The 24,494-nt window shown below is 72.5% G+C and carries 23 protein-coding genes and 1 pseudogene; 10 read left to right on the plus strand and 14 right to left on the minus strand.

All coding sequences use genetic code 11. The features are described 5' to 3' along the window. Positions 1 to 11: 11 nt before the first annotated feature. Both K4B79_RS02210 and K4B79_RS02215 read right to left on the minus strand, forming a co-directional pair. Positions 12 to 617: a TetR/AcrR family transcriptional regulator gene (locus tag K4B79_RS02210; RefSeq protein WP_232024435.1), complete on the minus strand. Its 606-nt coding sequence runs from the start codon at positions 615 to 617 to the stop codon at positions 12 to 14. Positions 618 to 762: 145 nt separating this feature from the next. After that, on the minus strand, positions 763 to 2,283 hold the full coding sequence (locus K4B79_RS02215) for an FAD-dependent monooxygenase (protein WP_232024436.1): 1,521 nt from the start codon (positions 2,281 to 2,283) through the stop codon (positions 763 to 765). A 252-nt stretch (positions 2,284 to 2,535) separates the two neighbouring features. On the opposite strand from K4B79_RS02215, the gene K4B79_RS02220 reads away from it, so the two are divergent. Both K4B79_RS02220 and K4B79_RS02225 read left to right on the plus strand, forming a co-directional pair. Further along, the gene (locus tag K4B79_RS02220; RefSeq protein ID WP_232024437.1) at positions 2,536 to 2,712 is read left to right on the plus strand and encodes a hypothetical protein; all 177 of its coding nucleotides are present in this window, start codon (positions 2,536 to 2,538) and stop codon (positions 2,710 to 2,712) included. Between the two features lie 245 nt (positions 2,713 to 2,957). Then, entirely contained in the window at positions 2,958 to 3,167 is a 210-nt protein-coding gene (locus K4B79_RS02225) for a hypothetical protein (RefSeq protein ID WP_232024438.1), read from the plus strand. 13 nt (positions 3,168 to 3,180) lie between these two features. Here the strand turns inward: K4B79_RS02225 and K4B79_RS02230 are convergent, their stop codons facing one another. Both K4B79_RS02230 and K4B79_RS02235 read right to left on the minus strand, forming a co-directional pair. Beyond that, on the minus strand, positions 3,181 to 3,516 hold the full coding sequence (locus tag K4B79_RS02230; RefSeq protein ID WP_067442213.1) for a YnfA family protein: 336 nt from the start codon (positions 3,514 to 3,516) through the stop codon (positions 3,181 to 3,183). Between the two features lie 652 nt (positions 3,517 to 4,168). Then, positions 4,169 to 4,975 carry an SAM-dependent methyltransferase gene (locus tag K4B79_RS02235; protein ID WP_232024439.1) on the minus strand — a complete coding sequence of 269 codons (807 nt, stop codon included), beginning with the start codon at positions 4,973 to 4,975 and terminating at the stop codon, positions 4,169 to 4,171. A gap of 213 nt (positions 4,976 to 5,188) precedes the next feature. Between K4B79_RS02235 and K4B79_RS02240 the strand changes: the two genes are divergently transcribed. Beyond that, positions 5,189 to 6,871 carry a purine-cytosine permease family protein gene (locus K4B79_RS02240; protein WP_232024440.1) on the plus strand — a complete coding sequence of 561 codons (1,683 nt, stop codon included), beginning with the start codon at positions 5,189 to 5,191 and terminating at the stop codon, positions 6,869 to 6,871. Here K4B79_RS02240 and K4B79_RS02245 read toward each other — a convergent pair. Further along, positions 6,856 to 7,714: pseudogene (locus tag K4B79_RS02245) on the minus strand (LysR family transcriptional regulator). The gene K4B79_RS02240 and the pseudogene K4B79_RS02245 overlap by 16 nt on opposite strands. 248 nt (positions 7,715 to 7,962) lie before the next feature. On the opposite strand from K4B79_RS02245, the gene K4B79_RS02250 reads away from it, so the two are divergent. Beyond that, complete coding sequence (locus tag K4B79_RS02250) at positions 7,963 to 8,766, plus strand: EamA family transporter (RefSeq protein WP_374208413.1); 804 nt, start codon at positions 7,963 to 7,965, stop codon at positions 8,764 to 8,766. A 115-nt stretch (positions 8,767 to 8,881) separates the two neighbouring features. Here the strand turns inward: K4B79_RS02250 and K4B79_RS02255 are convergent, their stop codons facing one another. Further along, positions 8,882 to 9,130 (minus strand): hypothetical protein, encoded by a 249-nt coding sequence (locus K4B79_RS02255; protein WP_232024442.1) that lies wholly within the window; start codon positions 9,128 to 9,130, stop codon positions 8,882 to 8,884. A gap of 35 nt (positions 9,131 to 9,165) precedes the next feature. Here K4B79_RS02255 and K4B79_RS02260 point away from each other — a divergent pair, with 35 nt between their 5' ends. Both K4B79_RS02260 and K4B79_RS02265 read left to right on the plus strand, forming a co-directional pair. Continuing rightward, positions 9,166 to 9,330, plus strand: a complete 165-nt coding sequence (locus K4B79_RS02260) for a hypothetical protein (protein WP_232024443.1) — start codon at positions 9,166 to 9,168, stop codon at positions 9,328 to 9,330. 173 nt (positions 9,331 to 9,503) lie between these two features. Then, positions 9,504 to 10,952, plus strand: a complete 1,449-nt coding sequence (locus K4B79_RS02265; protein ID WP_232024444.1) for a family 43 glycosylhydrolase — start codon at positions 9,504 to 9,506, stop codon at positions 10,950 to 10,952. Here K4B79_RS02265 and K4B79_RS02270 read toward each other — a convergent pair. Together K4B79_RS02270 and K4B79_RS02275 are read right to left on the minus strand one after the other, a co-directional pair. Next, positions 10,940 to 11,557, minus strand: a complete 618-nt coding sequence (locus tag K4B79_RS02270) for a D-glycero-alpha-D-manno-heptose-1,7-bisphosphate 7-phosphatase (protein WP_232024445.1) — start codon at positions 11,555 to 11,557, stop codon at positions 10,940 to 10,942. The two genes, K4B79_RS02265 and K4B79_RS02270, sit on opposite strands and share 13 nt — an antisense overlap. Then, positions 11,554 to 12,600 carry a glycosyltransferase gene (locus tag K4B79_RS02275; protein ID WP_232024446.1) on the minus strand — a complete coding sequence of 349 codons (1,047 nt, stop codon included), beginning with the start codon at positions 12,598 to 12,600 and terminating at the stop codon, positions 11,554 to 11,556. Before K4B79_RS02275 ends, K4B79_RS02270 begins: the two co-directional genes overlap by 4 nt. Before the next feature lie 152 nt (positions 12,601 to 12,752). Here K4B79_RS02275 and K4B79_RS02280 point away from each other — a divergent pair, with 152 nt between their 5' ends. After that, positions 12,753 to 13,193, plus strand: a complete 441-nt coding sequence (locus K4B79_RS02280) for an SRPBCC family protein (RefSeq protein ID WP_232024447.1) — start codon at positions 12,753 to 12,755, stop codon at positions 13,191 to 13,193. Next, positions 13,190 to 13,474 carry a hypothetical protein gene (locus K4B79_RS02285; RefSeq protein ID WP_232024448.1) on the plus strand — a complete coding sequence of 95 codons (285 nt, stop codon included), beginning with the start codon at positions 13,190 to 13,192 and terminating at the stop codon, positions 13,472 to 13,474. The genes K4B79_RS02280 and K4B79_RS02285 overlap by 4 nt, the downstream gene beginning before the upstream one ends. Here K4B79_RS02285 and K4B79_RS02290 read toward each other — a convergent pair. The 5 genes from K4B79_RS02290 to K4B79_RS02310 all read right to left on the minus strand — a co-directional run bounded on the left by K4B79_RS02290 (position 13,463) and on the right by K4B79_RS02310 (position 20,161). Continuing rightward, the gene (locus K4B79_RS02290; protein WP_232024449.1) at positions 13,463 to 14,638 is read right to left on the minus strand and encodes an XdhC family protein; all 1,176 of its coding nucleotides are present in this window, start codon (positions 14,636 to 14,638) and stop codon (positions 13,463 to 13,465) included. The genes K4B79_RS02285 and K4B79_RS02290 overlap by 12 nt on opposite strands. A gap of 47 nt (positions 14,639 to 14,685) precedes the next feature. After that, the gene (locus K4B79_RS02295; protein WP_232024450.1) at positions 14,686 to 16,143 is read right to left on the minus strand and encodes an NCS2 family permease; all 1,458 of its coding nucleotides are present in this window, start codon (positions 16,141 to 16,143) and stop codon (positions 14,686 to 14,688) included. 121 nt (positions 16,144 to 16,264) lie between these two features. After that, entirely contained in the window at positions 16,265 to 18,652 is a 2,388-nt protein-coding gene (locus tag K4B79_RS02300) for a xanthine dehydrogenase family protein molybdopterin-binding subunit (protein WP_232024451.1), read from the minus strand. Position 18,653: 1 nt separating this feature from the next. Next, positions 18,654 to 19,265 (minus strand): (2Fe-2S)-binding protein, encoded by a 612-nt coding sequence (locus tag K4B79_RS02305; protein WP_232024452.1) that lies wholly within the window; start codon positions 19,263 to 19,265, stop codon positions 18,654 to 18,656. After that, on the minus strand, positions 19,265 to 20,161 hold the full coding sequence (locus tag K4B79_RS02310; RefSeq protein ID WP_232024453.1) for an FAD binding domain-containing protein: 897 nt from the start codon (positions 20,159 to 20,161) through the stop codon (positions 19,265 to 19,267). Before K4B79_RS02310 ends, K4B79_RS02305 begins: the two co-directional genes overlap by 1 nt. Positions 20,162 to 20,514: 353 nt before the next feature. Between K4B79_RS02310 and K4B79_RS02315 the strand changes: the two genes are divergently transcribed. Then, complete coding sequence (locus tag K4B79_RS02315; protein WP_232024454.1) at positions 20,515 to 22,188, plus strand: PucR family transcriptional regulator; 1,674 nt, start codon at positions 20,515 to 20,517, stop codon at positions 22,186 to 22,188. Between the two features lie 127 nt (positions 22,189 to 22,315). Further along, the gene (locus K4B79_RS02320; protein ID WP_232024455.1) at positions 22,316 to 23,089 is read left to right on the plus strand and encodes a hypothetical protein; all 774 of its coding nucleotides are present in this window, start codon (positions 22,316 to 22,318) and stop codon (positions 23,087 to 23,089) included. Between the two features lie 501 nt (positions 23,090 to 23,590). Here K4B79_RS02320 and K4B79_RS02325 read toward each other — a convergent pair. Further along, complete coding sequence (locus K4B79_RS02325) at positions 23,591 to 24,454, minus strand: GntR family transcriptional regulator (protein WP_232024456.1); 864 nt, start codon at positions 24,452 to 24,454, stop codon at positions 23,591 to 23,593. Positions 24,455 to 24,494 lie beyond the last annotated feature (40 nt).

A 24,494-nucleotide genomic window follows, 5' to 3' on the forward strand; every position in this document is an offset into this window, starting at 1 on the left:
TGGTGCTCCCCTCAGGAGGAGGACGGTGGTGAGGTCAGTCCCACGGCTCCGGAGACGAAGGTCCACAGGTGGCCGACGAGTTCCTCGGCGGGCGGGCGCGGGGTGCGGGTGAGGGCGGTGGAGATCAGGGCGTGGGTGCCGCCGAGGGTGGCCGCGGCGAGGAGTTCGGGGTCCCGGTCGGCGGGGAGTTCACCGGCGTGCTGGCCACGGGCCATGTTGCGGGCGCCCAGTTCGATCAGCGCGTGCAGCCGGCGGGCGTTCGCCGCGGCGACCTCCGCGTCGCCGACCAGGCCGCCCAGGACCACGGGGGCCAGCGGTTCGGCGTACAGGAAGGCCACCCAGTCGTCGATCCGCCGCTGCTCGCGCTCGGCCCAGGTGGCGGCGGCGTACTCACGGAGGGCCGCCGCCTCCCCGAGGCGCTCGTAGAAGTCGTCCAGCACGGCGATCAGCAGGCCGCTGCGGGTGCCGAAGTACCGGTAGGGCAGGCCCGTGCTGACCCCGGCCCGGCGGGTGACCGCGGCGACCTCCAGCTCACCGGTGGCGGCGAGTTCCTCGGCGGCGGCGCGCAGCAGCTTCTCCCGTGAGCCTGCGGATCTGGGTGTCCTGGATGCGGTCATGACAGCGAGTTTAAGTTGAGTTCAACTCATTATTCCAGCCCCCCCCTGCTTGGGCGGTCCAGATTCCGGTGGTACCAGGGAGCCGGCGCGCCGGGCGGTCGTCAGACGGGAAGCCACCGCGCGTCAGAAGGGAAGCCGGCGGTCGTCAGCGGGGAAGCCACCGGTCGGCATAGGCGCGCAGCCCGTCCAGGTGCGCGCCGCGGGCCACATGGCCGAGGTAGCCGTCCGGGCGTACGAGGCCCTGGGCGACCTCCGGCCAGGGGCCCTCCGCGGCCAGACGGTGGACGGTGAGCAGGGTCTCCCGGCCGCGCAGGAGGGGGGCGAGGCGTTTCTCGGACCACAGGTGGGGCGGGCCGGTGAGGAGCAGGTGCCAGCCGGGGGCGGCGGTGCGTGCCTGGAGGCCGCGGGGCAGGTCGGGCAGCCGGTCCCCGGCACGCGGGCCGCGCGCCGGCGGGCGGGTTCCGGCGCGGGAGAGGGGGCTGGGCCGGTAGTGGATGCCGAGTTCCGAGACGGTACGGAAGATCCGCCCGCGCAGTCCGGTCGAGCGCAGCGCCAGCGGGATCAGCCGCGGGGCCAGCCGGGTGCGCGCCAGCCGTAGGAGGGGGTGGTGGCCCGTGGCGAGGGCGAAGGCGCGGTCGGTGAGGCCGCGGACGCCGTGGCCGACGGGGGCGCGCTCGCTCTCGTACGTCGCCAGCAGCCGTTCGGGTGCCCTGCCGTGGCAGACCTGGGCGAGTTTCCAGCCCAGGTTCAGGGCGTCCTGGATGCCGGTGTTCATGCCCTGGGCGCCGGCCGGGCTGTGGATGTGCGCCGCGTCGCCGGCCAGGAAGAAGGGGCCCGAACGGTAGCGTGCGGCGCCCCGGTTGTGCAGGCGGAAGGCGGTCGCCCACACCGGGTCGCGCAGCACCAGGCCGTCCGGCGTCCAGCGGTCGACGATCCGCTGGAGGAGCTCCCGCGTCACCTCGGCGTCGACGGGCGTCCCGGGCGGGCGCATCGCGAGCATCCGCCAGGTGGCCGGTTCGCCGAGCGGGAAGAAGAACAGCATCCCGGCGCCGGTCGGATAGCTGTGCGCGGCGCCCTGCTCCAGCCCGTCGACCTCCAGGTCGGCCAGCAGGAACGTCTGCGGATAGGCGTACCCCTCGAAGCCGATGCCCGCCTGGGTCCGTACGGTGCTGTGGGCGCCGTCGCAGCCGACGACGTACCGGGCGCGCACGGTCTCCTCCGCGCCGTCCCGCCGCAGCCGGCAGGTGACGAGCCCGCCCGTCCGCTCCGCCCCCACCAGCTCCGTGCCCCGCTCGACCTCGACGTCCCGCGCGGCCAGCCAGGTGCCCAGGACGCGCTCGGTCTCGGCCTGCGAGAGGAACAGCAGGAAGGGGTACGGCGTGTCGTCGCAGCCGATGTCGAACAGCGGCAGCCGCACCACCCGCCGCGGCAGATGCAGACACAGCCGGACCGCCGGGTTGCCCCGCTCGACCAGTTCCTCCGTGATCCCGAACCCGGCCAGGGCCTCCAGGGTGCGGGGCTGGATCGCGAGCGCCCGGGACTCCCGTACCCGGTCCAAGGAGCGGTCCACGATCCTGAACCGGGCCCCGTGCGCGCCCAGTTGGGCGCCGAGGGCGAGTCCGGTCGGTCCCGCGCCCACCACGAGCACGTCCAGCGGAGCCGTCATGACTCCACGGTAGTGCTTCAGCATATTTGCGTGGAAGCGCAAGTATCGTCGTGGGACGAGGAGCGGGCCGAGCGGTCGGTGACCGTACTCAAGGCGGTCGCGGACCCTTCGCGCTACCGGCTGCTGTAGGCGCTGAGCGGGCGGGAGCTGCCGATCGGCCGTCTCGCGGAGTTCATCGAGTTCATCGAGTTCATCGGCGCGCACGTCCCGGCCACCTCACAGCACCTGGCGAAGCTGCGCGCCGCCGGGCTGGTGCCGTCCCGGCGGGAGGGCGCCCGGATCTTCTACCGGGTGGCGGGTCCGCAGGCGCGGGCTCTGCTGGAGGGCGCGGCGCGGGCGGCGGACGCGGCGCAGGCCGCGTCGGCCGGTGGGGCCGAAGCCGGTGCCCGCGCCGTGGGCGTCCGGCGCAGGGCGGTCGTCGGGCACTGAGGGCTCACGCCCCCGTCCGGCGCCAGGCGGCAAGGACCACGGCCGGTTCCCGGCTGATCCGGGCGATCGCGCGCTCCGCCGGGGTGTTGTCGGCGCCGCGGGGGGGATGTCGGCGCGCATCCGGACCCGGCCCTCCTCCCCCGCCACCGTGTCCGGAGAGGGCGCGGCGCAGGCCGATCAGGCCGAGGCCCCGCCGGGGACCGCCCGGACGCGGACCACCGAGACCGGTACCCTCTCCCGCCACCGTGGCGGTCGACCACCGCGTGCAGCAGGGTGCGGACATGGGCCTCGCCCCGAGCGGCGACCACGGCCTCCACGCGGTACGGCGTGCGCACCTCGTCACCGGATCCGGGCCGCCGGTCCAGGTGCCGCGCGAGTCCGCGTACGCCGATGTCGGCCGCGACGATCACCGCCGCTCGCGGGGGGGCTACGCCGCCACCCGGAGCCTGGCGTGAGAAGTAGCCTCGGTCAGTGTCCGCGCGGGGCGTACATGATCACGGCCATGCCCGCGAGGCAGATCAGCGCGCCGGTCACGTCGAAGCGGTCGGGGCGGTAGCCGTCGGCGACCATGCCCCAGGCGATCGACCCGGCGACGAAGATGCCGCCGTACGCGGCCAGGATCCGGCCGAAGTCGGCGTCCGGCTGGAGGGTGGCGACGAAGCCGTACAGGCCCAGGGCGATGACACCGGCCCCGATCCAGACCCAGCCCCGGTGCTCCCGCACGCCCTGCCAGACCAGCCAGGCACCCCCGATCTCGAACAGCGCGGCCAGGACGAACAGGAGGACGGAACGGGCGACGAGCACGGGGCGAGTCCTTCGGTACGCGAAGTGAGCGGGCACGGCAGTGCGGGCGAGGCGTGGGCAGGCCCAGGAGACGGGACACCGAGGAGGGGGACACCCCCCGACGTCCGGTCCGCACACCGGTGACGGTAGCCCCTCGGCCTCGCTCCTCCAGCCGAGGGGCACGGTCGTAGCGCGATCGCGGACCGAACCGGATCCGGTACGGCGGCAGGGGCGGCGATGGGTGCGGCGGCGGCGCCGAAGTGGACCGCCTGGCCGCCGCTGCCGGTGGCGGCGGCGCTGCTCCTAGCGCCCGCGGACCGCCGGGCCGCGCCGCGGACCAGGTCACGGCCCTATTGGTGGCGGCGGTCGCGGCGGCGCCGAGCACGCCGGCCGATCCGCACGCCTCCATCGAGCACGCGGCGCTCCTCCCACCCAGCTCGGCGGGGACCAGCTCGCCCGCTACCCGGTCACCTGCTCGCCACCACGCCCCCGGCGGACACACCCTCGCCATCGCGGCCCCGGCGATGAGCACCCTCCCGGTGAGCGCCCGGCCGGTCGCACGCCCGCCCCGCACACCTTCGCAGGGCTGCCCCAACTCCCCCTCCCGGCCCACGAGTCGGGGCTCGTAAGCCCCCGCCCCCCGCGCCCAGTCACCCACCCGATCAAGCCCACGTCACCGCTTGCGTCCCACCCCGCAGTACGCGTCGACCCCCGCGGGAGCGGTCGTGTCGGAGTCGGGGCGCCACTCGGGAACGCGGACGACGCCGGGGTCCAGCAGGTCGAGGCCGTCGAAGAAGGCGGCGATCTCGGCGACGCTGCGTACGTAGTACGGGACGGCGCCGCTCTTGTTGTAGGCCTCCGACGCGGCGATCATGCCCTCGCTGGTGGCGGTGCTGTCGCTGATGACCAGGTAGCTGCCCGAGGGCAGTCCGGCCATGAGGCGGGAGACCAGGTCGCGGGCCTGCGCGTGGTCGGCCACGTGGCCGAGGGTGTTGAGGATCATCAGGGCGACCGGACGGGACAGGTCCAGGGTGCCGGCGGCGGCCTCCAGGACGGCCTCGGGCTCGTACAGGTCGGCGTCCAGGTAGGCGGTACGACCCTCGCGGCTGCTGGTGAGCAGGGCGTGCGCGTGGGCGAGGACGACGGGGTCGTTGTCGACGTAGACGATGCGGGCGTCCGGTGCGACGCGCTGGGCGACCTCGTGGGTGTTGTCGGCGGTGGGCAGGCCGGTGCCGACGTCCAGGAACTGCCGTACGCCCTGCTCACCCGCGAGGTGGCGGACGGCGCGGCCCAGGAAGTGGCGGCTGGTGAGCGCCACGTCGACGAGGCCGGGGAAGATCTCCTTGATCTCGTCCCCGATCCGCTGGTCGACCTCGTAGTGGTCCTTGCCGCCGACGAAGTAGTTCCAGAAGCGGGCCGAGTGCGGCTTGGAGGTGTCGATGCGGGCATCCGCCCGGGCAGCGGCGGTGGGGTCGGACACGGCAGGTCCTCCTGCGGGTCGGCGTCGGTGATCAGGCACCAACGTAGGTGAACCTCCGGTGCGCACAGGCGGGTTCGGCCCACACACCCCTCACACACCGTGGAGTTTTGGCCAACCCTTTCACCGCCCCCCTTCACCCTCTTCACGTGCGGAAACGTGTCGTTCATTGAGTACGCCACCCGAGGTAACAAGCGGTTTCTAACGTCTCCCCCCATGGATTCTGGGTTGTATACACAGTCGGACACGGCCGAGGCGCGGCCCGGCGCGATCGCGCCGGGGAAGACGGACCAGGCGGTGAAGGAGACCCTGGAGGACTACACCCTCCGCTTCGCGCCCCGCAGCTACCGGCGCTGGACGCCGATGGTGGTGGCGACGACCGCCCTCGGCGGCATCGCCTACATGGCCGACTTCTCCATCGGCGCGGGCATCGGCCTGGCCCACGGCACCGGCAACGCCCTCGTGGCGATCGCCGTCGCCGCGGTGGTCATCTTCGTCACCGGCTTCCCGCTGGCGTACTACGGAGCCCGCTACAACATCGACCTGGATCTGATCACCCGCGGCTCCGGGTTCGGCTACTACGGCTCGGTCCTCACCAGCGTCATCTTCGCCAGCTTCACCTTCATCTTCTTCGCCCTCGAAGGCTCGATCATGGCCCAGGGCCTCAAACTGGGCCTCGGGCTGCCGCTGTGGCTGGGCTATCTGGTCTCCACGCTGATGGTGATCCCGCTGGTGATCTACGGCATGAAGGCGCTCAGCAAGCTCCAGGTGTGGACCACCCCGGTCTGGCTCGTCCTGATGGTCGCCCCGCTGGTCTACCTGATCGCCACCGACCCCGGCACGGTCGGCCGCTTCCTCTCCTACGCGGGCACCGACGGCGAGGGCGGCGTCAACACCGCCTCCGTGCTGCTGGGGGCCGGCGTCTGCCTGTCCCTCATCGCCCAGATCGGCGAGCAGATCGACTACCTGCGCTTCATGCCGCCCAAGACCGAGGCGAACAAGCGCAGTTGGTGGACCGCGGTCGCCATGGCCGGTCCCGGCTGGGTGGTCCTGGGCGCGCTCAAGCAGGCCATCGGGGTCTTCCTCGCCGTCTACATCCTGGCCGAGGTCGGTCCGACGGCGGCGCCCGAGCCGATCCAGCAGTTCCGCGGCGCCTTCGACGCGATGATGCCGTCCTGGCTGGTGATCCCGCTGGCCGTGGCGCTCGTCGTGATCAGCCAGATCAAGATCAACGTCACCAACGCGTACTCCGGTTCGCTGGCATGGACCAACTCCTTCACCCGCGTCACCCGGCACTACCCCGGCCGGATGGTCTTCGTCCTGGTCAACCTGGGCTTCGCGCTCGCGCTGATGGAGGCGGACATGTTCAGCTTCCTCAACAGCATCCTGGGCTTCTACTCGAACTGCGCCATCGCCTGGGTCGTCACCGTCGCCACCGACATAGGCGTCAACAAGTACCTGCTGAAGATCTCCCCGCTCCGGCCGGAGTTCCGCCGGGGCATGCTGCACGCCGTCAACCCGGTCGGCGTCGTCGCCTTCGTCGCCGCCTCCGCGCTGTCCATCGCCATGTACTTCCACGCCCTCGGCGACACCCTCCAGCCGTACTCCCCCGTCGCCGCCGCCGTCATCGCCTTCGTCCTCACCCCGCTGATGGCCGTCGTCACCAAGGGCAGGTACTACCTGCGCCGCACCGACGACGGCATCGACGAACCGCTCCTGGACACCGACGGCAACCCCAGCGCCACGACGTACGACTGCCATGTCTGCCACCGCCCCTACGAGCGCCCCGACCTGGCCGCCTGCCGTACGCACGACGCGGTCGTCTGCTCCCTGTGCCTGAGCACCGACAAGGCCGGCGACCACGTGCTGCCGGCGACGGCCGTTCAGCCGGTGCGGTAGAGGGCCGTGAGCAGTTCCACGACGGCCTGGGTGGCGGGATGGGCCTCGTCGCGCCACCAGGCCAGGCGCACGGCGATCGGCTCGGCGTCGCGGACCGGACGGTAGACGATGCCGCGGCGCGGGTACTGGTCGGCGGTCGACTCCGCGGTCACGCCGACGTACCGGCCGGTGGAGATGAGCGTGAGCCAGTCGTCCACGTCGTGGGTCTCCTCGGTCCGCGGACGGGCGTCCGCCTCCCACAGCTCGGGGGTCGTGGTGCCGGTCCGGCGGTCGATCAGGAGGGTGCGCCCGGCGAGGTCGGCGAGCCGCACCGAACGGCGCCGGGCCAGGGGGTCGTCGGCGGCCAGGGCGCACAACCGCCGTTCCAGGCCGACGATGACGGAGTCGAACCCGCGGGCCCTCGGGCGGCCTGCGCAGCACGGCCAGATCGCAGCCGCCCTCCGCGAGACCGGCGGTGGCGGAGTTGACCCGGACGAGATGCAGGTCGGTACCGGGATGCGCCTGGGCCCAGCGGCGCTGGAACGCCGAGGTGTGCCGGCCGAGCGCCGACCAGGCGTAGCCGATCCGCAGCCGGGTGTGGCCCGAGGTGGCCTCCAGGACCAGGTCGTCCACCTCACCGAGCACCCGCCGGGCCTGCGTCACCACCCGCTGCCCGGTCGCGGTGGGCGTCACCTCCCGTGAGGTGCGGCGCAACAGCCGTACGCCGAGGGCCCGTTCGAGCGAGGCCAGGGTGCGGGACACGGCCGCCTGGGAGACCCCGAGCGCGATGGCCGCGTCGGTGAAGGTGCCCTCGTCGGCGATCGCGACGAGACAGCGCAGCTGTTTGAGCTCCACGTCATGCATGCGCACAGCGTATGGATGGAACGGCGTACGCATTTTGCGCATACGAGGGGACGCCACACGATCGGCGTATGTCTGCCGCGCCCTTCTCCGCAGCCGCGCACTCCTCGACAGCCGCGCACTCCTCCACGGCCGTGTCTCTCCCCGCGGCCGCGTCGCCGCCCACCGTCGCCGACCCCTGCACGGCCGCTCCCCCGCCCGGCGCCGACCCGGCGGCACCCGCCCGTGGGCGTCTCGCCGGTGTCGTCACCATGGTCGCCAGCGGGCTGTCCAACCAGACGGGGGCCGCGCTCGGCTCCCTCGCCTTTCCCGTCCTCGGCCCGGTCGGGGTCGTGGCGATCCGTCAGTACGTCGCCGCGCTCGCCCTGTTGGCGGTGGGCCGGCCCCGGCTGCGGTCCTTCACCCGGCGGCAGTGGTGGCCGGTGCTGCTGCTCGGCCTGGTCTTCGGGGCGATGAACCTGTCCCTGTACAGCGCCGTCGACCGCGTCGGCCTCGGGCTCGCGGTGACCCTGGAGTTCCTCGGCCCGCTCACCGTCGCCCTCGCCGCCACGCGCCGCCGCGTGGACCTGTGCTGCGCGTCGGTCGCGGCCGTGGGTGTGGTGACGCTGCTGCGTCCGCGCCCCTCGGCCGACTACCTCGGGATGGGCCTGGGGCTGCTGGCCGCCGCCTGCTGGGCGTCGTACATCCTGCTCAACCGCACGGTCGGCCGGCGGGTGCCCGGCGCCCAGGGCTCCGCCGCGGCCGCCGCGTTCTCCGCGTTGATGTTCCTGCCGGTCGGCGCGGTGCTCGTGCTGCGCGAGCCGCCGACCGCGGTGGCCGTGGGGTACGCGGTGGCGGCCGGCGTGCTGTCCTCGGCGGTGCCGTATCTGGCGGACCTGTTCACCCTGCGCCGGGTACCGGCCCAGGCCTTCGGACTGTTCATGAGCGTCAACCCGGTCCTCGCCGCCGTCGTGGGGTGGGTCGGCCTCGGCCAGGACCTGGACTGGACGGAGTGGGCGAGCATCGGCGCGATCGTCACCGCGAACACGCTGAGCATCGCCGTGCGCCGGACATGACACGGCCACCCCGCCCTGCCCCTGCCCCACGCCGCCCGGCCCCACACCGTCCCGACCCCGCCGCCAACGACCCCACCCCCACCACCCCCCGCCGTCCCGCCCCGACGCGACAGCCCTACGACTCCCTGCCCCCCGGCGTCCCGACGGGCGCCCGCCCCGGCTCCCCCGCCGCCGGACGGTCGTGCCCGGCGCGTGCGAGCGGGAGGAGCAGCAGGGCGGCGGCGAGGGGCGCGGCGGCCGTCACCGCGCCGGAGATGTGCAGTCCGCGGACGAAGCCGTCCGAGAAGCGCGCGGTGCCGGGCACGGTACCGGCCTGGGTGGCGACGACGAGGCCGAGGACGGCGACACCGAGCGCGGTGCCCACCTGCCGGTGCTGATCGCCGCGGCGCCAGCGAGGCGGTGGGCGCGCGGGTCGCCGAGTGCGAGGCGCAGCTGGCCCGGCTGACCGCCGCCCGCGGCTATCTGGCCCATCTGCTGTCCTGCCCCAGCGAGCACCCCACCGACGAGTGCCCGTACCTGGCCGAGGAGATCGACGAGTATCTCGCCCGCATGAAGCGCGTGTGACGGAACCGTTGACGGGGGCATGCCCTCCACTTATCTTCTGACCGAATTCACGAACCACGTTCGGTATCACGAACAAAGTGGGTCGAGTGCTGCGCCGCCGACGGGCCCGACCCGAGCCGTCCCTTCTGACGACCCCTCCCCTGAGCCGTCCCTGTCCGATCTGGAGAACTCCTTTGAGACGCACCGCAGTTCGCCTGCTCCTGGCCGCGCTGGTCGCGCTCGCCGCGTGTCTGGTCGGCCCGGGACCCGCCGCCCACGCCGCCGCGCCCGCCTCTCCGGCGGTGACCTACACCAACCCGATCGCGGAGAAGCGGGCCGACCCGCACATCGTCAAGCACACCGACGGCTACTACTACTTCACCGCCACCGTCCCCGAGTACGACCGGATCGTGCTGCGCCGGGCCACGACCATCCAGGGCCTGTCGACGGCTCCGGAGACGACGATCTGGACCAAGCACACCAGCGGTGTGATGGGCGCGCACATCTGGGCACCGGAGATCCACTTCATCGACGGCAAGTGGTACGTCTACTTCGCCGCCGGGGCCACCAACGACATCTGGGCGATCCGGATGTACGTCCTGGAGGGCACCGGCGCCAACCCGCTCACGGCCACCTGGACGGAGAAGGGGCAGATCAGGACCCAGTGGGAGAGCTTCTCGCTGGACGCCACGACCTTCGTCGTGAACGGCGTGCGCTATCTGTCCTGGGCCCAGCGCGACCCGTCCGTGAACAACAACACGGACGTCTACCTCGCGAGGATGGCCAACCCCTGGACGATCACCGGGACGCCCGTGTTGCTGTCGCGGCCCACCTACTCCTGGGAGACGGTCGGGTACAAGGTCAACGAGGGCCCAGCGGTGATCCAGCGCAACGGCAAGGTCTTCATGACGTACTCCGCCAGCGCGACCGACAGCAACTACTGCCTCGGCCTGCTGTCCGCCTCCGCGAGCGCCGACCTGCTCAACGCGGCGAACTGGACGAAGAGTTCGACCCCCGTCTTCACCAGCAACACGTCGACCGGGCAGTACGGTCCGGGCCACAACTCCTTCACCGTCTCCGAGGACGGAAAGTCGGACGTCCTCGTCTACCACGACCGCAACTACAAGGACATCAGCGGCGATCCGCTGAACGACCCCAACCGCCGCACCCGCGTCCAGAAGCTGTACTGGAAGGCCGACGGCACCCCCGACCTCGGCATCCCGGTGGCCGACGGGGTCACCCCGCAGCGCCTGTCGTCGTACAACTTCCCGACCCGTTTCGTGCGCCACTGGGAGTACCGGGCCCGCGTCGACGCGAACGTCTCGCCGCTCGCCGACTCGCAGTTCCGGGTCGTGCCCGGGCTGTCCGGCAACGGCACGGTGTCCCTGGAGTCCGCCAACTTCCCCGGCTACTACCTGCGGCACGTCGACTTCGAGCTGCGGGTGGTGAGGAACGACGGCTCGGCACAGTTCGCCGCCGACGCGAGCTTCTTCAGGCGGGCGGGCCTGGCGGACTCCGCGGGCGTCTCCTACGAGTCGTCCAACTATCCCGGCCGGTACGTCCGCCACTGGGAGTACCTGCTGTACGTACAGGCCCTGAGCACGGCCACGGACCGGGCGGACGCCACGTTCTACGCCGAGTGACGCCCGCCCGCGCCCCCGGCGCCGCCGGCTCCGGTGTCGTAGGCCGTCTCGATCGGCCGCTCGTCGGCCAGGACGTGCCCCTGCGGCGGCCCCTTCAGCAGCGCGCGCACGGCGGTGAGGAGGTCCGGCGCCACATGGGCGGCGCGGGCCGTCTCCTCGGGCGGGGTCTCGGGCGTCGGTACGAGGATGCCGTGGGCGCCCGCCCGGTGCGCGGCCTCGACGTCCGCGCCGAGGGGGCCGACGACCACGCAGTCCGAGGGGGCCGTGCAGACGCGTCCGACGGCCCACAGGATCAGGCCCGGTTCCGGCGGGCGGCAGTGGCAGCCGTCGTCGGGGGCGTGGGGGCAGACGCCCCGCACGTCGAAGGGGCCGAGGAGTTCGTCGACCCGGCGGTCCACGTGCCGGACGTCGGCGTCCGTGAGCAGCCCGCGCGCGATGCCGGGCTGGCTGGTGACGAACCCGGTGCGGATCCCCCGTAGCCGCAGCATCCCGAGCGCCTCGCGGGCACCGGCGACGGGGCGGACCCGGTCGGGGTCGGCGTTGTCGGGGACGTTCTCCACGAGCGTGCCGTCACGGTCGAACAGCACCGTCCTCACCCCGCTCATACGGCCACCTCCCGCCAGGCGGGGGCGTGCCGGTGCCGCCATCGTCCGCTCAGCCAGTGCCAGGTCGCCGTGGGCGGGATGAGCACGCTGGTGGCGAGCATGGTGGTCACCTCGTACCGGGTGCGGGGCCCGGCGGTGATGCGCTTCCGGGCGAACTCCCCGGTGGCGGCGGCCCAGCCGAGCGCGGCGGCCGTGGCGGCCCGCCGCCGGCCCGCGACCGCCAGGGCGCACGCGGCGGCACCCGCGGCCGTCGTCGCGAGGTGGGCGCGCAGCCGGCCGCGCGGGGCCACCGCCTTCTCCCACCAGCCGGGGCCGTGCAGATGGCGCATGAGGGCGTCGTCGGCGGTGCCGCGCTGGGCCCGCAGCGACACCCAGCGGCCGGCGGGACGCACGGCGTGCCGGGTGGTGCGTCGCCCCTGGTGGATGCGCCAGCCGGCGTCGAGGACCCGCAGGGCGAGGTCGGTGTCCTCGCGCCAGGCCCGCCGGAAGCGTTCGTCGAAACCGCCGACCCGCTTCAGGACCTCCGTGCGGTAGGCCATGTCGGCGGTGGTCCACCGGGCCCGCGCCCGGCCGGCCGTCTCGCGCTCCCAGTCGGTGAGGCGGCGCTCCCCGGGCAGCGGTACGGCGATGACGCCCTGGACGCCCGCGGTGTCCGGGCCCGCCTCGGCCAGGTCCCCCACCACCTGCTCGCACCAGTGCGGGCCGACCTGGACGTCGTCGTCGAGGAAGACCACCCAGGGCGAGGCGGCCGTACGCAGGCCGGTGTTGCGCGCGGCGGCCGGCCCGTGTCCGCCGCCCCGGACCACCGTCGCGCGGTCGCGCAGCTCCCCGAGGACGCTCAGCGGATGCTCCAGCGGGCCCGGGTCGGGGTCGGGCCGGTCGTCGACGAGGACGATCTCCCGTGGGGCCGGTCCGGTCGCCGCCGCGAGTGCCGCCAGGCAGTCGGCGAGGGTGTCGCGCACGAGGGTCGGGACGACCACGGCGTAGGGCACGGATCCGGTGCCGCCGGTGACCGCGGCCCGACGCGGTGCGGGTCCGCTCACGGGACTCTCCTCACTCTCGCCTTCACTTCCGTGCCGGATCGGGTAACCCTCCGGGGCGCGGGTACGCACACCGGCCCGCACCCGACTGGGCCAAGAGTGTGAGACGTATACGAACAAGCCGCTGAGCAGGCCGGATTCCCTACGATCGTTGTGTGGTCACCTTTCTTCTCGAACGCACGGCACCGCTCCCTCTCGACGAGGCGTGGCGCCGCCTCACGGACTGGCCCCGCCACGGCACGGTGGTGCCCCTGACCCGTGTCACCGTGATCACCGCCCCGCCGACGGGCGAGGGCACCGTCTTCGTGGCCCGTTCGGGAATCGGTCCCCTCTCCTTCGACGACCGCATGGAGGTCACCGTGTGGCGTCCCCCCACGGACGACCTCCCCGGCCTGTGCCGCCTGGACAAACGCGGCCGGGTCGTCACCGGCTGGGCCGAGATCGAGGTACGGCCGGGCCCCGGGGGCCGCTCGCGCGTGCTCTGGCGTGAGGAACTCCGGCTCCGCCTCCTCCCCCGCTTCCTCGACCCCCTGCTGGGACCGCCGGCCCGGTATGTGTTCGGGCGCGCGGTCAACGGCCTGCTGCGGAAGCCGTGAGCCGGTCCGCCCTCGCCGGCTGGGACGACACCGCTTCGCGGCGGGCCTGGGCTTCCGCCAGGTGGACACCACCCGAGCGGGTACGCCGGCTGCTCACACCGGGCGGGGTCTGGATGGTGACGACCCCGCTGACCGGCCGGCTGCCCGAGGAGCGGCACCGCATCGGGCTGACGCCCGAGGAGGTCGCCGTCGCGACGGAGGGCTGGGCCGAGGGGGCGTGGTACGACCTGGAGCCGAACGGCGTGCGCTGTTTCGTGCTGCGGGCCGGCTCAGGCCACTGAGCCGATGCGTCCCGTCGGCGCCGACGTCCCGTCGTGGTGGATCGGGGTGTGGGCGCCCGTGAGGGAGACGCCGCTGCCGCCGCGCCGGACGGCGACGATCTCCGCGGCGATGGACAGTGCGGTCTCCTCGGGCGTACGGGCGCCGAGGTCCAGCCCGATCGGGGACCGCAGGCGGGCCAACTCCAGCTCGGTGACGCCGACTTCGCGCAACCGCTCGTTGCGGTCGAGGTGGGTCCGGCGCGAGCCCATCGCGCCGACGTACGCCACCGGCAGACGCAGCGCCAGCCGGAGCAGCGGTACGTCGAACTTGGCGTCGTGGGTGAGCACGCACAGCACGGTCCTGGCGTCCACCTCCGTGCGCTCCAGATACCGGTGCGGCCACTCGACGGCGATCTCGTCGGCCTCCGGGAAGCGGGCCCGGGTGGCGAACACCGGGCGGGCGTCGCACACCGTCACGTGGTAGCCGAGGAACCTCCCGACCCGTACCAGCGCCGACGCGAAGTCGATCGCGCCGAAGACGATCATCCGGGGCGGCGGGACGGAGGACTCGACGAGCACGGTGAGCGGGGCGCCGCAGCGCGACCCCTGCTCGCCGATCTCCAGCGTGCCGGTGCGGCCCGCGTCCAGGAAGGCGCGGGCTTCGGCGGCGACCGTACGGTCCAGTTCGGGATGGGCGCCGAAGCCACCGTCGTAGAAGCCGTGGCCGGGGCCGTCGTGCGGGCCCTCGGGACGGACCAGCAGCGCCCGCCCGACGAGGTCCGCCGGGCCGGACACGATCCGCGCCAGCGCTGCCGCCCGCCCACCTGCCGCGGCTTCCAGCGCGGCCGTGACGACCGTACGGACGGGATCACCGGACCGTACCGGTGTGACCAGGATGTCGATGACCCCGCCGCAGGTCAGGCCCACGGCGAAGGCGTCGTCGTCGCTGTAGCCGAAGCGCTCCAGGACCGACTCCCCGTCCCGCAGCGCCTGTTGGCACAGCTCGTAGACCGCGCCCTCCACACAGCCGCCGGAGACCGAGCCGATGGCCGTGCCGTCGGCGTCCACCGCGAGGGCGGCGCCGGGTTGGCGGGGCGCGCTGCCGCCGACGGCCACGACGGTGGCCACGGCGAAGTCGCGTCCCTGCTCGACCCACCGGTCGAGCTCTTCGGCGATGTCCAGCATGTCTCGGTCTCCTTGACGGCGGCGGTGGGCTTTCCCGTGCGGGTGTCCTAGTGGACGCCCATCCAGCTCTCGATGGGGTTGAGGGCGTAGTAGACGAAGAAGATCGCGGTCAGGCCCCACATGAACGCCCCGATCTCCCGGGCCTTGCCCTGGGCGACCTTGATGGCGGTGTAGCTGATGACTCCGGCGGCGACGCCCGCGGTGATGGAGTAGGTGAACGGCATGATCACGACGGTGAGGAAGACGGGGATCGCGGTGGCCCGGTCGGCCCAGTCCACGTGCCGCGCGTTCGTCATCATCATGCCGCCGATCACCACGAGGGCGGCGGCCGCGACCTCGCCCGGAACGATCGCCGTGAGCGGGGTGAAGAACAGACAGGCCGCGAAGAACAGGCCGGTGACGACGGAGGACAGGCCCGTGCGGGCGCCCTCGCCGACACCGGTGGCCGACTCGACGAACACGGTCTGGCCGGAGGCGCCGGACACCCCGCCGATCGCTCCGCCCGCGCCGTCGATGAACAGCGCCTTGGACAGGCCCGGCATCCGGCCCTTGGCATCGGCGAGTTCGGCCTCGGTGCCGACGCCGATGATGGTGGCCATCGCGTCGAAGAACCCGGCGAGGACCAGCGTGAACACGATCATGCCGACCGTCATCGCGCCGACCTCGCCCCAGCCGCCGAACTCGACATGGCCGAAGAGCGAGAAGTCCGGCATGGACACCGCACTGCCGTGCAGTTCGGGAGCCCCGCCGGCCCACTGCTTCGGGTCGATGACGCCCAGGGCATTGAGGAGTACGGCGAGCACGGTGCCGCCGAGGATGCCGATCAGGATCGCGCCGGGGACACCGCGCGCCTGGAGCATGAAGATGGCGAGCAGGGTGAGCGCGAACAACAGCACCGGCCAGCCCGCGAGTTCACCGGCCGGGCCGAGGCTGACCGGGGTCGCCTCGCCCTGGTGCACGAAGCCGGCCTTGTAGAAGCCGATCAGGGCGACGAACAGGCCGATGCCCATGGTGATCGCGTGCTTGAGGGCCAGCGGGATGGCGTTCATGATCATCTCGCGCAGGCCGGTGACGACCAGCAGCATGATGACCACGCCGTACATCACGCACATGCCCATGGCCTGCGGCCAGGTCATCACGGGCACGACCTGCGAGGCGAGGACGCCGGAGACGGAGAGTCCGGCGGCGAGCGCGAGCGGCACCTTGCCGAAGAAGCCCATGAGCAGCGTGGTGAGGGCCGCCGCGAACGCGGTCGCGGTGATCAGGGCCTGCTGGCCGAGCGTGGCTCCCGCCACGTCCTTGCCGGACAGGATCAGCGGGTTGAGCAGGAGGATGTACGCCATCGCCATGAAGGTGGTGACGCCGCCGCGCACCTCGCGCGCGAGCGTGGATCCTCGCCGGGATATGTGGAAGTACCGGTCGAGCCAGGACCGGCCGGCCGGGACGCGGGTGCCTTCGCCCGCGTCCTCGGCCGTGGTCCTGGGCTCCAGGGACTGTTGGGTCATGGTGCCGTCTCCCAAGTTTCAGAGGGGGTTGGGATTTCACGACCCGGGGGACGGCCCGAGACGAACAGTGGACGAGCAGGACGAACAGAGGGGACCCGGAGGATGAGGGCCCCCGGGGGACTCAGCTGCCCGTGAGGTGTTCCGGGCGTACCGGTGTCCTGTTCAGCTCCAGCCCCGTCGCGTTGCGGATCGCCGCGAGGACGGCCGGGGTGGAGGACAGGGTGGGTGCCTCGCCGACGCCGCGCAGTCCGTAGGGCGCGTGGTCGTCGGCGAGTTCGAGCACGTCGACGGGGATGGTCGGCGTGTCGAGGATGGTGGGGATCAGGTAGTCCGTGAAGGAGGGGTTCCTGACCTTGGCCGTTACGGGGTCGACGATGATCTCCTCCATGACGGCGACGCCCAGTCCCTGGATCGTGCCGCCCTGGATCTGGCCGACGACGGACAGCGGGTTGAGCGCCTTGCCGACGTCCTGGGCGCAGGCCAGTTCGATGACCTTGACCAGCCCGAGTTCGGTGTCGACCTCCACGACCGCGCGGTGCGCGGCGAAGGAGTACTGCACATGGCCGTTGCCCTGGCCGGTGCGCAGGTCGAAGGCCTCGGTGGGCCGGTGCCGCCACTCGGCCTCGACCTCGACGCTCTCGTCCTCCAGTACGTCGACCAGGTCGGCGAGGACCTCGCCGCCGTCGGTGACGACCTTGCCGCCCTCCAGCAGCAGCTCGGCGGTGGCCCAGGCCGGGTGGTAGGAGCCGAACCTGCGGCGCCCGATCTCCAGGACCTTCTCCCGGACCAGCTCGCAGGAGTTCTTGACGGCGCCGCCGGTGACGTAGGTCTGCCGCGACGCGGACGTCGAACCGGCGCTGCCCACCTGGGTGTCGGCCGGGTGGATGGTCACCTGGGTGACGCCCAGTTCGGTGCGGGCGATCTGCGCGTGGACGGTGACTCCGCCCTGCCCGACCTCCGCCATGGCCGTGTGCACGGTGGCGACGGGCTCCCCGGCGATGACCTCCATACGGACCTTCGCCGTCGAGTAGTCGTCGAAGCCCTCGGAGAAGCCGACGTTCTTGATGCCGACCGCGTAGCCGACACCGCGGACGACGCCTTCGCCGTGCGTGGTGTTGGACAGCCCGCCGGGCAGCTGCCGGACGTCCGCCTCCTCGCCCGCGGAGAGCCACTGCTGCTCGGGCGGCAGGGGCATCGCCTTGACGCGGCGCAGGAGTTCGGCGACCGGCGCCGGGGAGTCGACCGGCTGCCCGGTCGGCATGATCGTCCCCTGCTCCATGGCGTTGAGCTGCCGGAACTCCACCCGGTCCACACCCACCGCGTCGGCCAGTTTGTCCATCTGCGCCTCGTAGGCGAAGCACGCCTGGACCGCGCCGAAGCCGCGCATGGCGCCGCAGGGCGGGTTGTTGGTGTAGAGGGCGATGGCCTCGATGTCGACGTCGTCGACGACGTACGGCCCGACACCCAGTGACGCGGCGTTGCCGACGACCGCCGGCGAGGCGGAGGCGTACGCGCCGCCGTCCAGCACGATCCGGCACTTGACGTGGGTGAGCTTGCCGTCCTTGGTGGCGCCGTGCTCGTAGTAGAGCTTGGCGGGGTGGCGGTGGACGTGCCCGAAGAAGGACTCGAACCGGTTGTAGACGATCTTGACGGGCTTGCCCGTCCGCAGCGCCAGCAGACAGGCGTGGATCTGCATCGACAGGTCCTCGCGCCCGCCGAAGGCACCGCCGACACCGGACAGCGTCATGCGCACCTTGCGCTCGGGCAGCCCGAGCACGGGCGCGATCTGCCGCAGGTCGCTGTGCAGCCACTGGGTGGCGATGTACAGATGGACGCCCCCGTCCTCCTCCGGTACGGCGAGCCCCGACTCGGGACCGAGGAAGGCCTGGTCCTGCATGCCGAAGGTGTACTCGCCCTCGACGACGAAGTCGGCGCGCTCGCGGGCCGCCGCGACATCGCCGCGGATGATCGGCTGCCGGTGGACGATGTTCGGGTGCGGGACGTGACCGACATGGTGGTCGTCGCGGCCCTCGTGGACGAGGATCGCGTCCGGCGCGGTCGCGGAGGCCTCGTCGGTGATGACCGGAAGCTCCCGGTACTCGACCTTGATCTTGGCGGCCGCACGACGGGCGGTCTCCGGATGATCGGCGGCCACGATGGCGACCGGCTCGCCGTGGTGCCGGACCTTGCCGTGGGCGAGGACGGGCGTGTCCTGGATCTCCAGCCCGTAGTTCTTCACCTCGGTCGGCAGGTCGTCGTACGTCATGACGGCGTACACACCCGCCAAGGCCAGCGCCTCGCTCGTGTCGATGGACACGATCTCGGCGTGCGCGACGGTCGAGCGGAGGATCTGCCCCCAGAGCATGTCCTCGTGCCACATGTCGGACGAGTACGCGAACTCGCCGGTGACCTTGAGGGTGCCGTCCGGGCGGAGCGTGGACTCGCCGATACCGCCCTTGGTCTGCGACCCCTGGGTGATCTTGGTGGGAGTGCCGTTAGGAGTGGACACGTCAGACCGCCTCTCCCTGTCGGGCCGCCGCCAGACGCACGGCATCCATGATCTTCTCGTAGCCGGTGCAACGGCACAGGTTCCCCGACAGCGCCTCGCGGATGTCCGCGTCGCTCGGGTTCGGGTTGCGCTCCAGCATCTCGTCGGCGGCGACCAGCAGACCGGGCGTGCAGAAGCCGCACTGGACGGCACCGGCGTCGATGAACGCCTGCTGGATCGGCGCGAGTTCGGTGCCCTCACCGGTCTGCGAGTCCTGCCCCTTGGCGGACCACCCCTGGGCGTCCTGAAGCGAGGTACCACAGGAGCCGGAGGCACCGGAGGCACCGGAGGCACCGGAGGCACAACCCCCCTGCTCCCCGCGCTGCTTGGCGAAGTCCGCGAGCCCCTCGACGGTCACGACGTCCCGCCCCTCGGCCTGCCCGGCGGCGACCAGACACGAACACACCGGAACACCGTCCAGACGGACCGTGCAGGACCCGCACTCCCCCTGCTCGCAGGCGTTCTTCGAACCGGGAAGCCCGAGCCGCTCCCGCAGCACGTACAGCAGGGACTCGCCCTCCCACACGTCGTCGGCTTCCTGCGGACGTCCGTTGACAGTGAAATTGACGCGCATCAGGCGGCGCTCCCCTTGTTGGTACGGCCGGCGGTGCCGCGGTACGACTCCCAGGTCCAGGTGAGGGTCCGGCGGGCCATGACCCCCACCGCGTGACGGCGGTAGCTCGCCGTCCCCCGCACGTCGTCGATCGGGTTGCAGGCGCCGGAGCACAGATCCGCGAACTGCTTGGCGACCGACGGCGTGATGATCTTCCCGTTGTCCCAGAACCCGCCTTCTTCCAGAGCGGCGTTCAGGAACTCCTCGGCGGCCTTGGCCCGCACGGGCGTCGGAGCGGCGGACCCGATCCCGGTCCGCACGGTCCGCGTCTCAGGATGCAGCGCGAGCCCGAAGGCACACACGGCGATGACCATCGCATTCCTCGTGCCCACCTTGGAGTACTGCTGAGGCCCGTCGGCCTTCTTGATGCGCACGGCGCGAATGAGCTCATCGGGCGCCAGCGCATTGCGCTTCACGCCGGTGTAGAAGTCATCGACCGGAATGAGCCGCGACCCGCGCACCGACTCGACCTCGACCTCGGCGCCGGCCGCCAGCAGGGCGGGATGGGCGTCGCCGGCCGGGGAGGCGGTACCGAGGTTGCCGCCGACGCCACCGCGGTTGCGGATCTGCGGGGAGGCCACGGTGTGCGAGGCGAGGGCGAGCCCGGGAAGCTCACCGCGCAGGTTCTCCATGATCTTCGTATAGGGGACCGAGGCCCCGAGCCGCACACTCTCCTCACCGACCTCCCACTCCTCCAGATCGCCGATGCGGTTGAGGTCGAGGAGGTACTCGGGCCGGCGGTGGTCGAAGTTGATCTCGACCATCACATCGGTGCCACCCGCAATCGGCACAGCGGTGGGGTGCTCGGCCTTCGCGGCGAGCGCCTCCTCCCAGCTGGCGGGGCGAAGGAAGTCCATGACCGGCTCTCTTCTTCGTCTCGTGAGTCATACAGATGGAGCGGATCGAGCCAATCCGTGTGCGGCGGTCCCGGCTCGTTCATGTGCTGTTTACGCGGAGTGAAACCAGTACACAGCGGTGTACGCCGACCGGGTCAGTCACGGAAACCATGAAGGAGTTGGCTGGTCGGGACCGTCATCTTGTAGATTCGTATGAACGGAGGCCCTCAGTAACCTCCCCGTTTTCCAGGAGAAACGTGAGACACCCCCCACGTGACCTGGGACACAACTCCCGAGACGGCAGACGCCGCCCACCCCTCACCGGACCCACTCCCTCATCGTAGATTTCGAGACAAAGAACGGCGGCGACGAGAATGCGGCTGCGCGCACTGCTGGACACCGACGCGCTGGGCCTGCGGCTGCTCGGCGGCGAGGACGAACTGGATCGCACCGTGCGCGGTGTGATGACCACGGACCTGCGGGACCCCAGCCGCTACCTCTCGGGCGGCGAACTGGTCCTGACCGGCCTCGCCTGGCGCCGCGACGCCACCGACGCCGAACCCTTCGTACGCCTCCTCGTCCAGGCCGGTGTGGCGGCCCTGGCGGCCGGCGAGGCCGAGCTGGGGGACATCCCCGACGACCTGGTCCTGGCCTGCGCCCGCCACCGCCTCCCGCTGTTCGCGGTGCACGAGTCGGTCGCCTTCGCCACGATCACCGAGCACGTCGTACGGCAGGTCTCGGGCGAGCGGGCGGGCGACCTGGCGGCCGTGGTGGACCGCCACCGCCGCATGATGACCTCGGGCCCGGCGGGCGGCGGCCCGGACGTCGTCCTGGACCTCCTCGGCTCGGACCTGGACCTGCGCGCCTGGGTCCTGTCGCCCACGGGCCGCTTGATCGCGGGCTCCAAAGCAGGCTCTCCCGCCCTGCCCCCCGACACCTGCGCCAAGCTGGCCGCGGAACACCTGTCAGCGACCCGCACAGGCCGCAGAGGCCCGCACCGCGTCCCCCTGGGCTCTGCCACCTACTCCCTCTTCCCGATCCGCAGCAGCGGCCGTACCGCGACGGCCTCCCGGGACGTACGCGAGACGGTCCTGTCGGACTGGCTCCTCGCGGTCGAGGCGGACGCGGGCGACTGGCCCGAGGAACGCCTCGATCTCCTCTACGGCGTCACCCAGCTGATCGCGGTGGAACGCGACCGCCGGGACGCGGCCCGCACGGTCCGCCGCCGCCTGGCCCAGGAGGTCCTGGAACTGGTCCAGACGGGAGCCGCCCCCGCGGAGATCGCCGCCCGCCTGCGCGTCGCGGCCCCCGTCCTCCTCCCCGGCCTCGGCGCGGCCCCGCACTGGCAGGTGGTGGTGGCCCGGGTCGAGTGGGACGGCGGCGACCTGGAGGGCGGCCCCGTGGCCCAGTCCCTCCTGGAGGAGATCCTGGTCGACCCGCTCGCCACCGGCCCGGAACCCTCCGACCGCATCGCGGTGGCCCACACAGGCGACGAAGCGATCGCCCTGGTCCCCCTCCCCTCGGTCTCCTCGGAGCACGACGGCTCGGAGACCGGCATCCTCGCCGACCTCCTCCTGGAGTCGGTCCGCGACCCCCTCTCGGCGGGCCTGGACGACGACGGCCGGGTCACCCTGGGCGTCAGCGCCGCGGTCCACTCCGCGGAAGGCCTCCGGGGAGCCCTGGAGGAGGCCCGCCACGCCCGCCGGGTGGCGGCGGCCCGCCCCGGCAGGGTCTGCGCGGCCGGCCACCAGGAACTGGCCTCGCACGTCCTCCTGCTCCCCTTCGTCCCCGACGACGTCCGCCGGGCCTTCACCGCCCGCCTGCTGGACCCCCTGCGCGACTACGACCGCCGCCACCGCGCCGAGCTGATCCCCACCCTCGAGGCCTTCCTCGACTGCGACGGCTCCTGGACCCGCTGCGCCTCCCGCCTCCACCTGCACGTCAACACGCTGCGCTATCGCGTCGGCCGTATCGAGCAGTTGACGGGCCGTGACCTCTCCCGCCTGGAGGACAAGCTGGATTTCTTCCTGGCACTGCGCATGAGCTGAAACCCCGAGGCCCCCACCACCCCACGACTTTGTGAAATCCTTCACCCACCCCCTTGGCTCAAACAACCAATCCATGCTGAGATGCGGCCACCACTCATAGCTCGATGGCGCGCTCGGGGAGGGCAAGGTGGCGGATACCGCCATGTCTGGTTACGGAACGACCGCCGGTGACGATCCACTCCAGACCGCGGTATGGCGGCTGCGCTCACGCGCATGCTGGACCGACGCGGCAGCTCTGCTCCAACCTGTCACCGCACCGGGGGCCCTCCAGAGAGCCGCCCTGCTGGTCGAACGCTGTCTCTACACCGAACAGGGCTGGGGGGAGGCCGAGGACGCCCTGCGCACGGCCGAGGCCCTGGCCCACACCGACGACGAACGCGGCGCGGCCGCTTGTGAAAGAGGGCACCTTGCCTACGCCGCCACGCTCCACGGCGTCCGAGACCGGGCCGACGAGGCCCGCGCCGCGCTGGGCCGAGCGGCGGCCCTGATCGCCCCCGGCGCCCCCCGACGGGCCCTCCTCGACTTCCGCCGCGGCCTCCTCGCCGAGAACCTCACCCGCTCCCCCCAGGCCGCCCGCGCCGCCTACCGCCGCGCCCACGCCGGCGCCACCGCCCACTCCGACGCCCTCCTGCTCTCCTTCACCTGGCGCCACCTCGCCGGACTCGCCCTCCGCGACGGCGAGTTGGCCGAGGCGCGGCACGGATTCGCCGAGTCCCTCCGCATCCGCGAGGAACTCGGCTACCTCGTCGGCACGGCCCCCGCGCTGGCGTCCCTCGCCGACGCCGAATCCGAACCCGAGGCGTCCCGCCTCCGCGAGGAAGCGGCCCGCCTCTTCCGGCTCCTGGGCGGCGTCCCCACATGGCTCTCCCACGAGTTGGCTCCGCCGGCGGCCACGGCGTAGTCCTGGCGGCGGGTGGGTGTGCGGGGTGCGGTCGCGTGTCGTCTGCGGCTGAGTGGGGGCTGGTCGCGCAGTTCCCCGCGCCCCTGGGGTGAGTGGGGTCGCCGTGGGTCCGAGCGTGCGGGTTCGGCGCCATCGGGGGTGCCGCGTGCGGTCGTAGGGCGGCTGCGGGTGAGTGGGAGCTTGTCGCGCAGTTCCCCGCGCCCCTTAGGTGGGTGCCTCGTGCGGTCGTAGAGCGTCTACAGGCCCGTTGTGGCTGGTCGCGCAGTTCCCCGCGCCCCTGAGGTGAGGACAGGCGGCCGGTGATGACGCAGTCGCCCACGGCGGTGAGGGGACGGGGCGGGGGGTGTCCGCCCGCAGCGGCCGGCGTCCGACACGCAGGACCTCTTGCCGGAACAGTTCCGCCGGACCGAGGACGGAGACCCCCCGCCCCGGCCCCGACCCACAACGCACCCGTAGGCGCTACGCGCACCCCCACCGGAGCCGCACAGCGCGCCGCAGGCATCACGCCCCGGCGAAGTGCTCGCCGACCAGCGCGCGTACGACGTCGAGATCCCGGGCGATGAGGGCGTCGAGCAGGGCGAGGTGTTCCGCGGCGTCGGCCACCAGTTCCGCGCGCCCTCGGGACATCGCGGCAGCGCCCACCAGCGGCCACTGGGCACGCCGGTGCAGGTCCTCGGCGATCTGGACCAACTGCCGGTTCCCCGACAAGGACAGCAGGGCCCGGTGAAAGACCCGGTCGGACTCGGCATACGTGGCACGGCACCCGGAGGACGCCGCCCGCACGCTCGCCTCCGCCAGCGGCCGCAGTTCGGCCCACCGCTCCGCGGACACGGTACGAGCGAGCCGCAACATCACCGGCACCTCTATCAGCGCCCGCACCTCGGCCAACTCGGCCAGCTCGGAAGCCCCCCGCTCGACCACCCGGAACCCCCGGTTGGGCACAACCTCGACGGCCCCCTCCAGCGCAAGCTGCTGCATGGCCTCCCGCACAGGAGTGGCGGAAACCCCGAACCGCTCCCCCAGAGCGGGCCCGGAGTACACCTCCCCCGGCCGCAACTCCCCCGTCACCAACGCGGTACGCAAAGCATCCAGAATCTGCCCCCGCACAGAGGCCCGCTGCACAACAGCCCGAGCCCCCTGCTCCCCCCGCGCATCCCGCGGACAGGGAATCGGCACCTCACTGTGCGTGTGCTCACCCCGGACAGCAGACCCGCCAGACCCGGCAGCCCCCGGAACATCCCGCTCCGGACCCACCCCCCGCCGCCCCACATCCACGGCCCGCACCTGAGCCGGCACCCGCACATCCCCGGCCCCGGAAAGATCAGCACCCCCCGCCCCGGCGGAGCCCTGCGCACCCTGCTTCACGGCCCCTCCTCCGGACGTATCAGTACTTGCCGTCATTACG

The sequence above is a fragment of the Streptomyces lincolnensis genome, from assembly GCF_021173675.1.
Classification (GTDB): domain Bacteria; phylum Actinomycetota; class Actinomycetes; order Streptomycetales; family Streptomycetaceae; genus Streptomyces; species Streptomyces lincolnensis_B.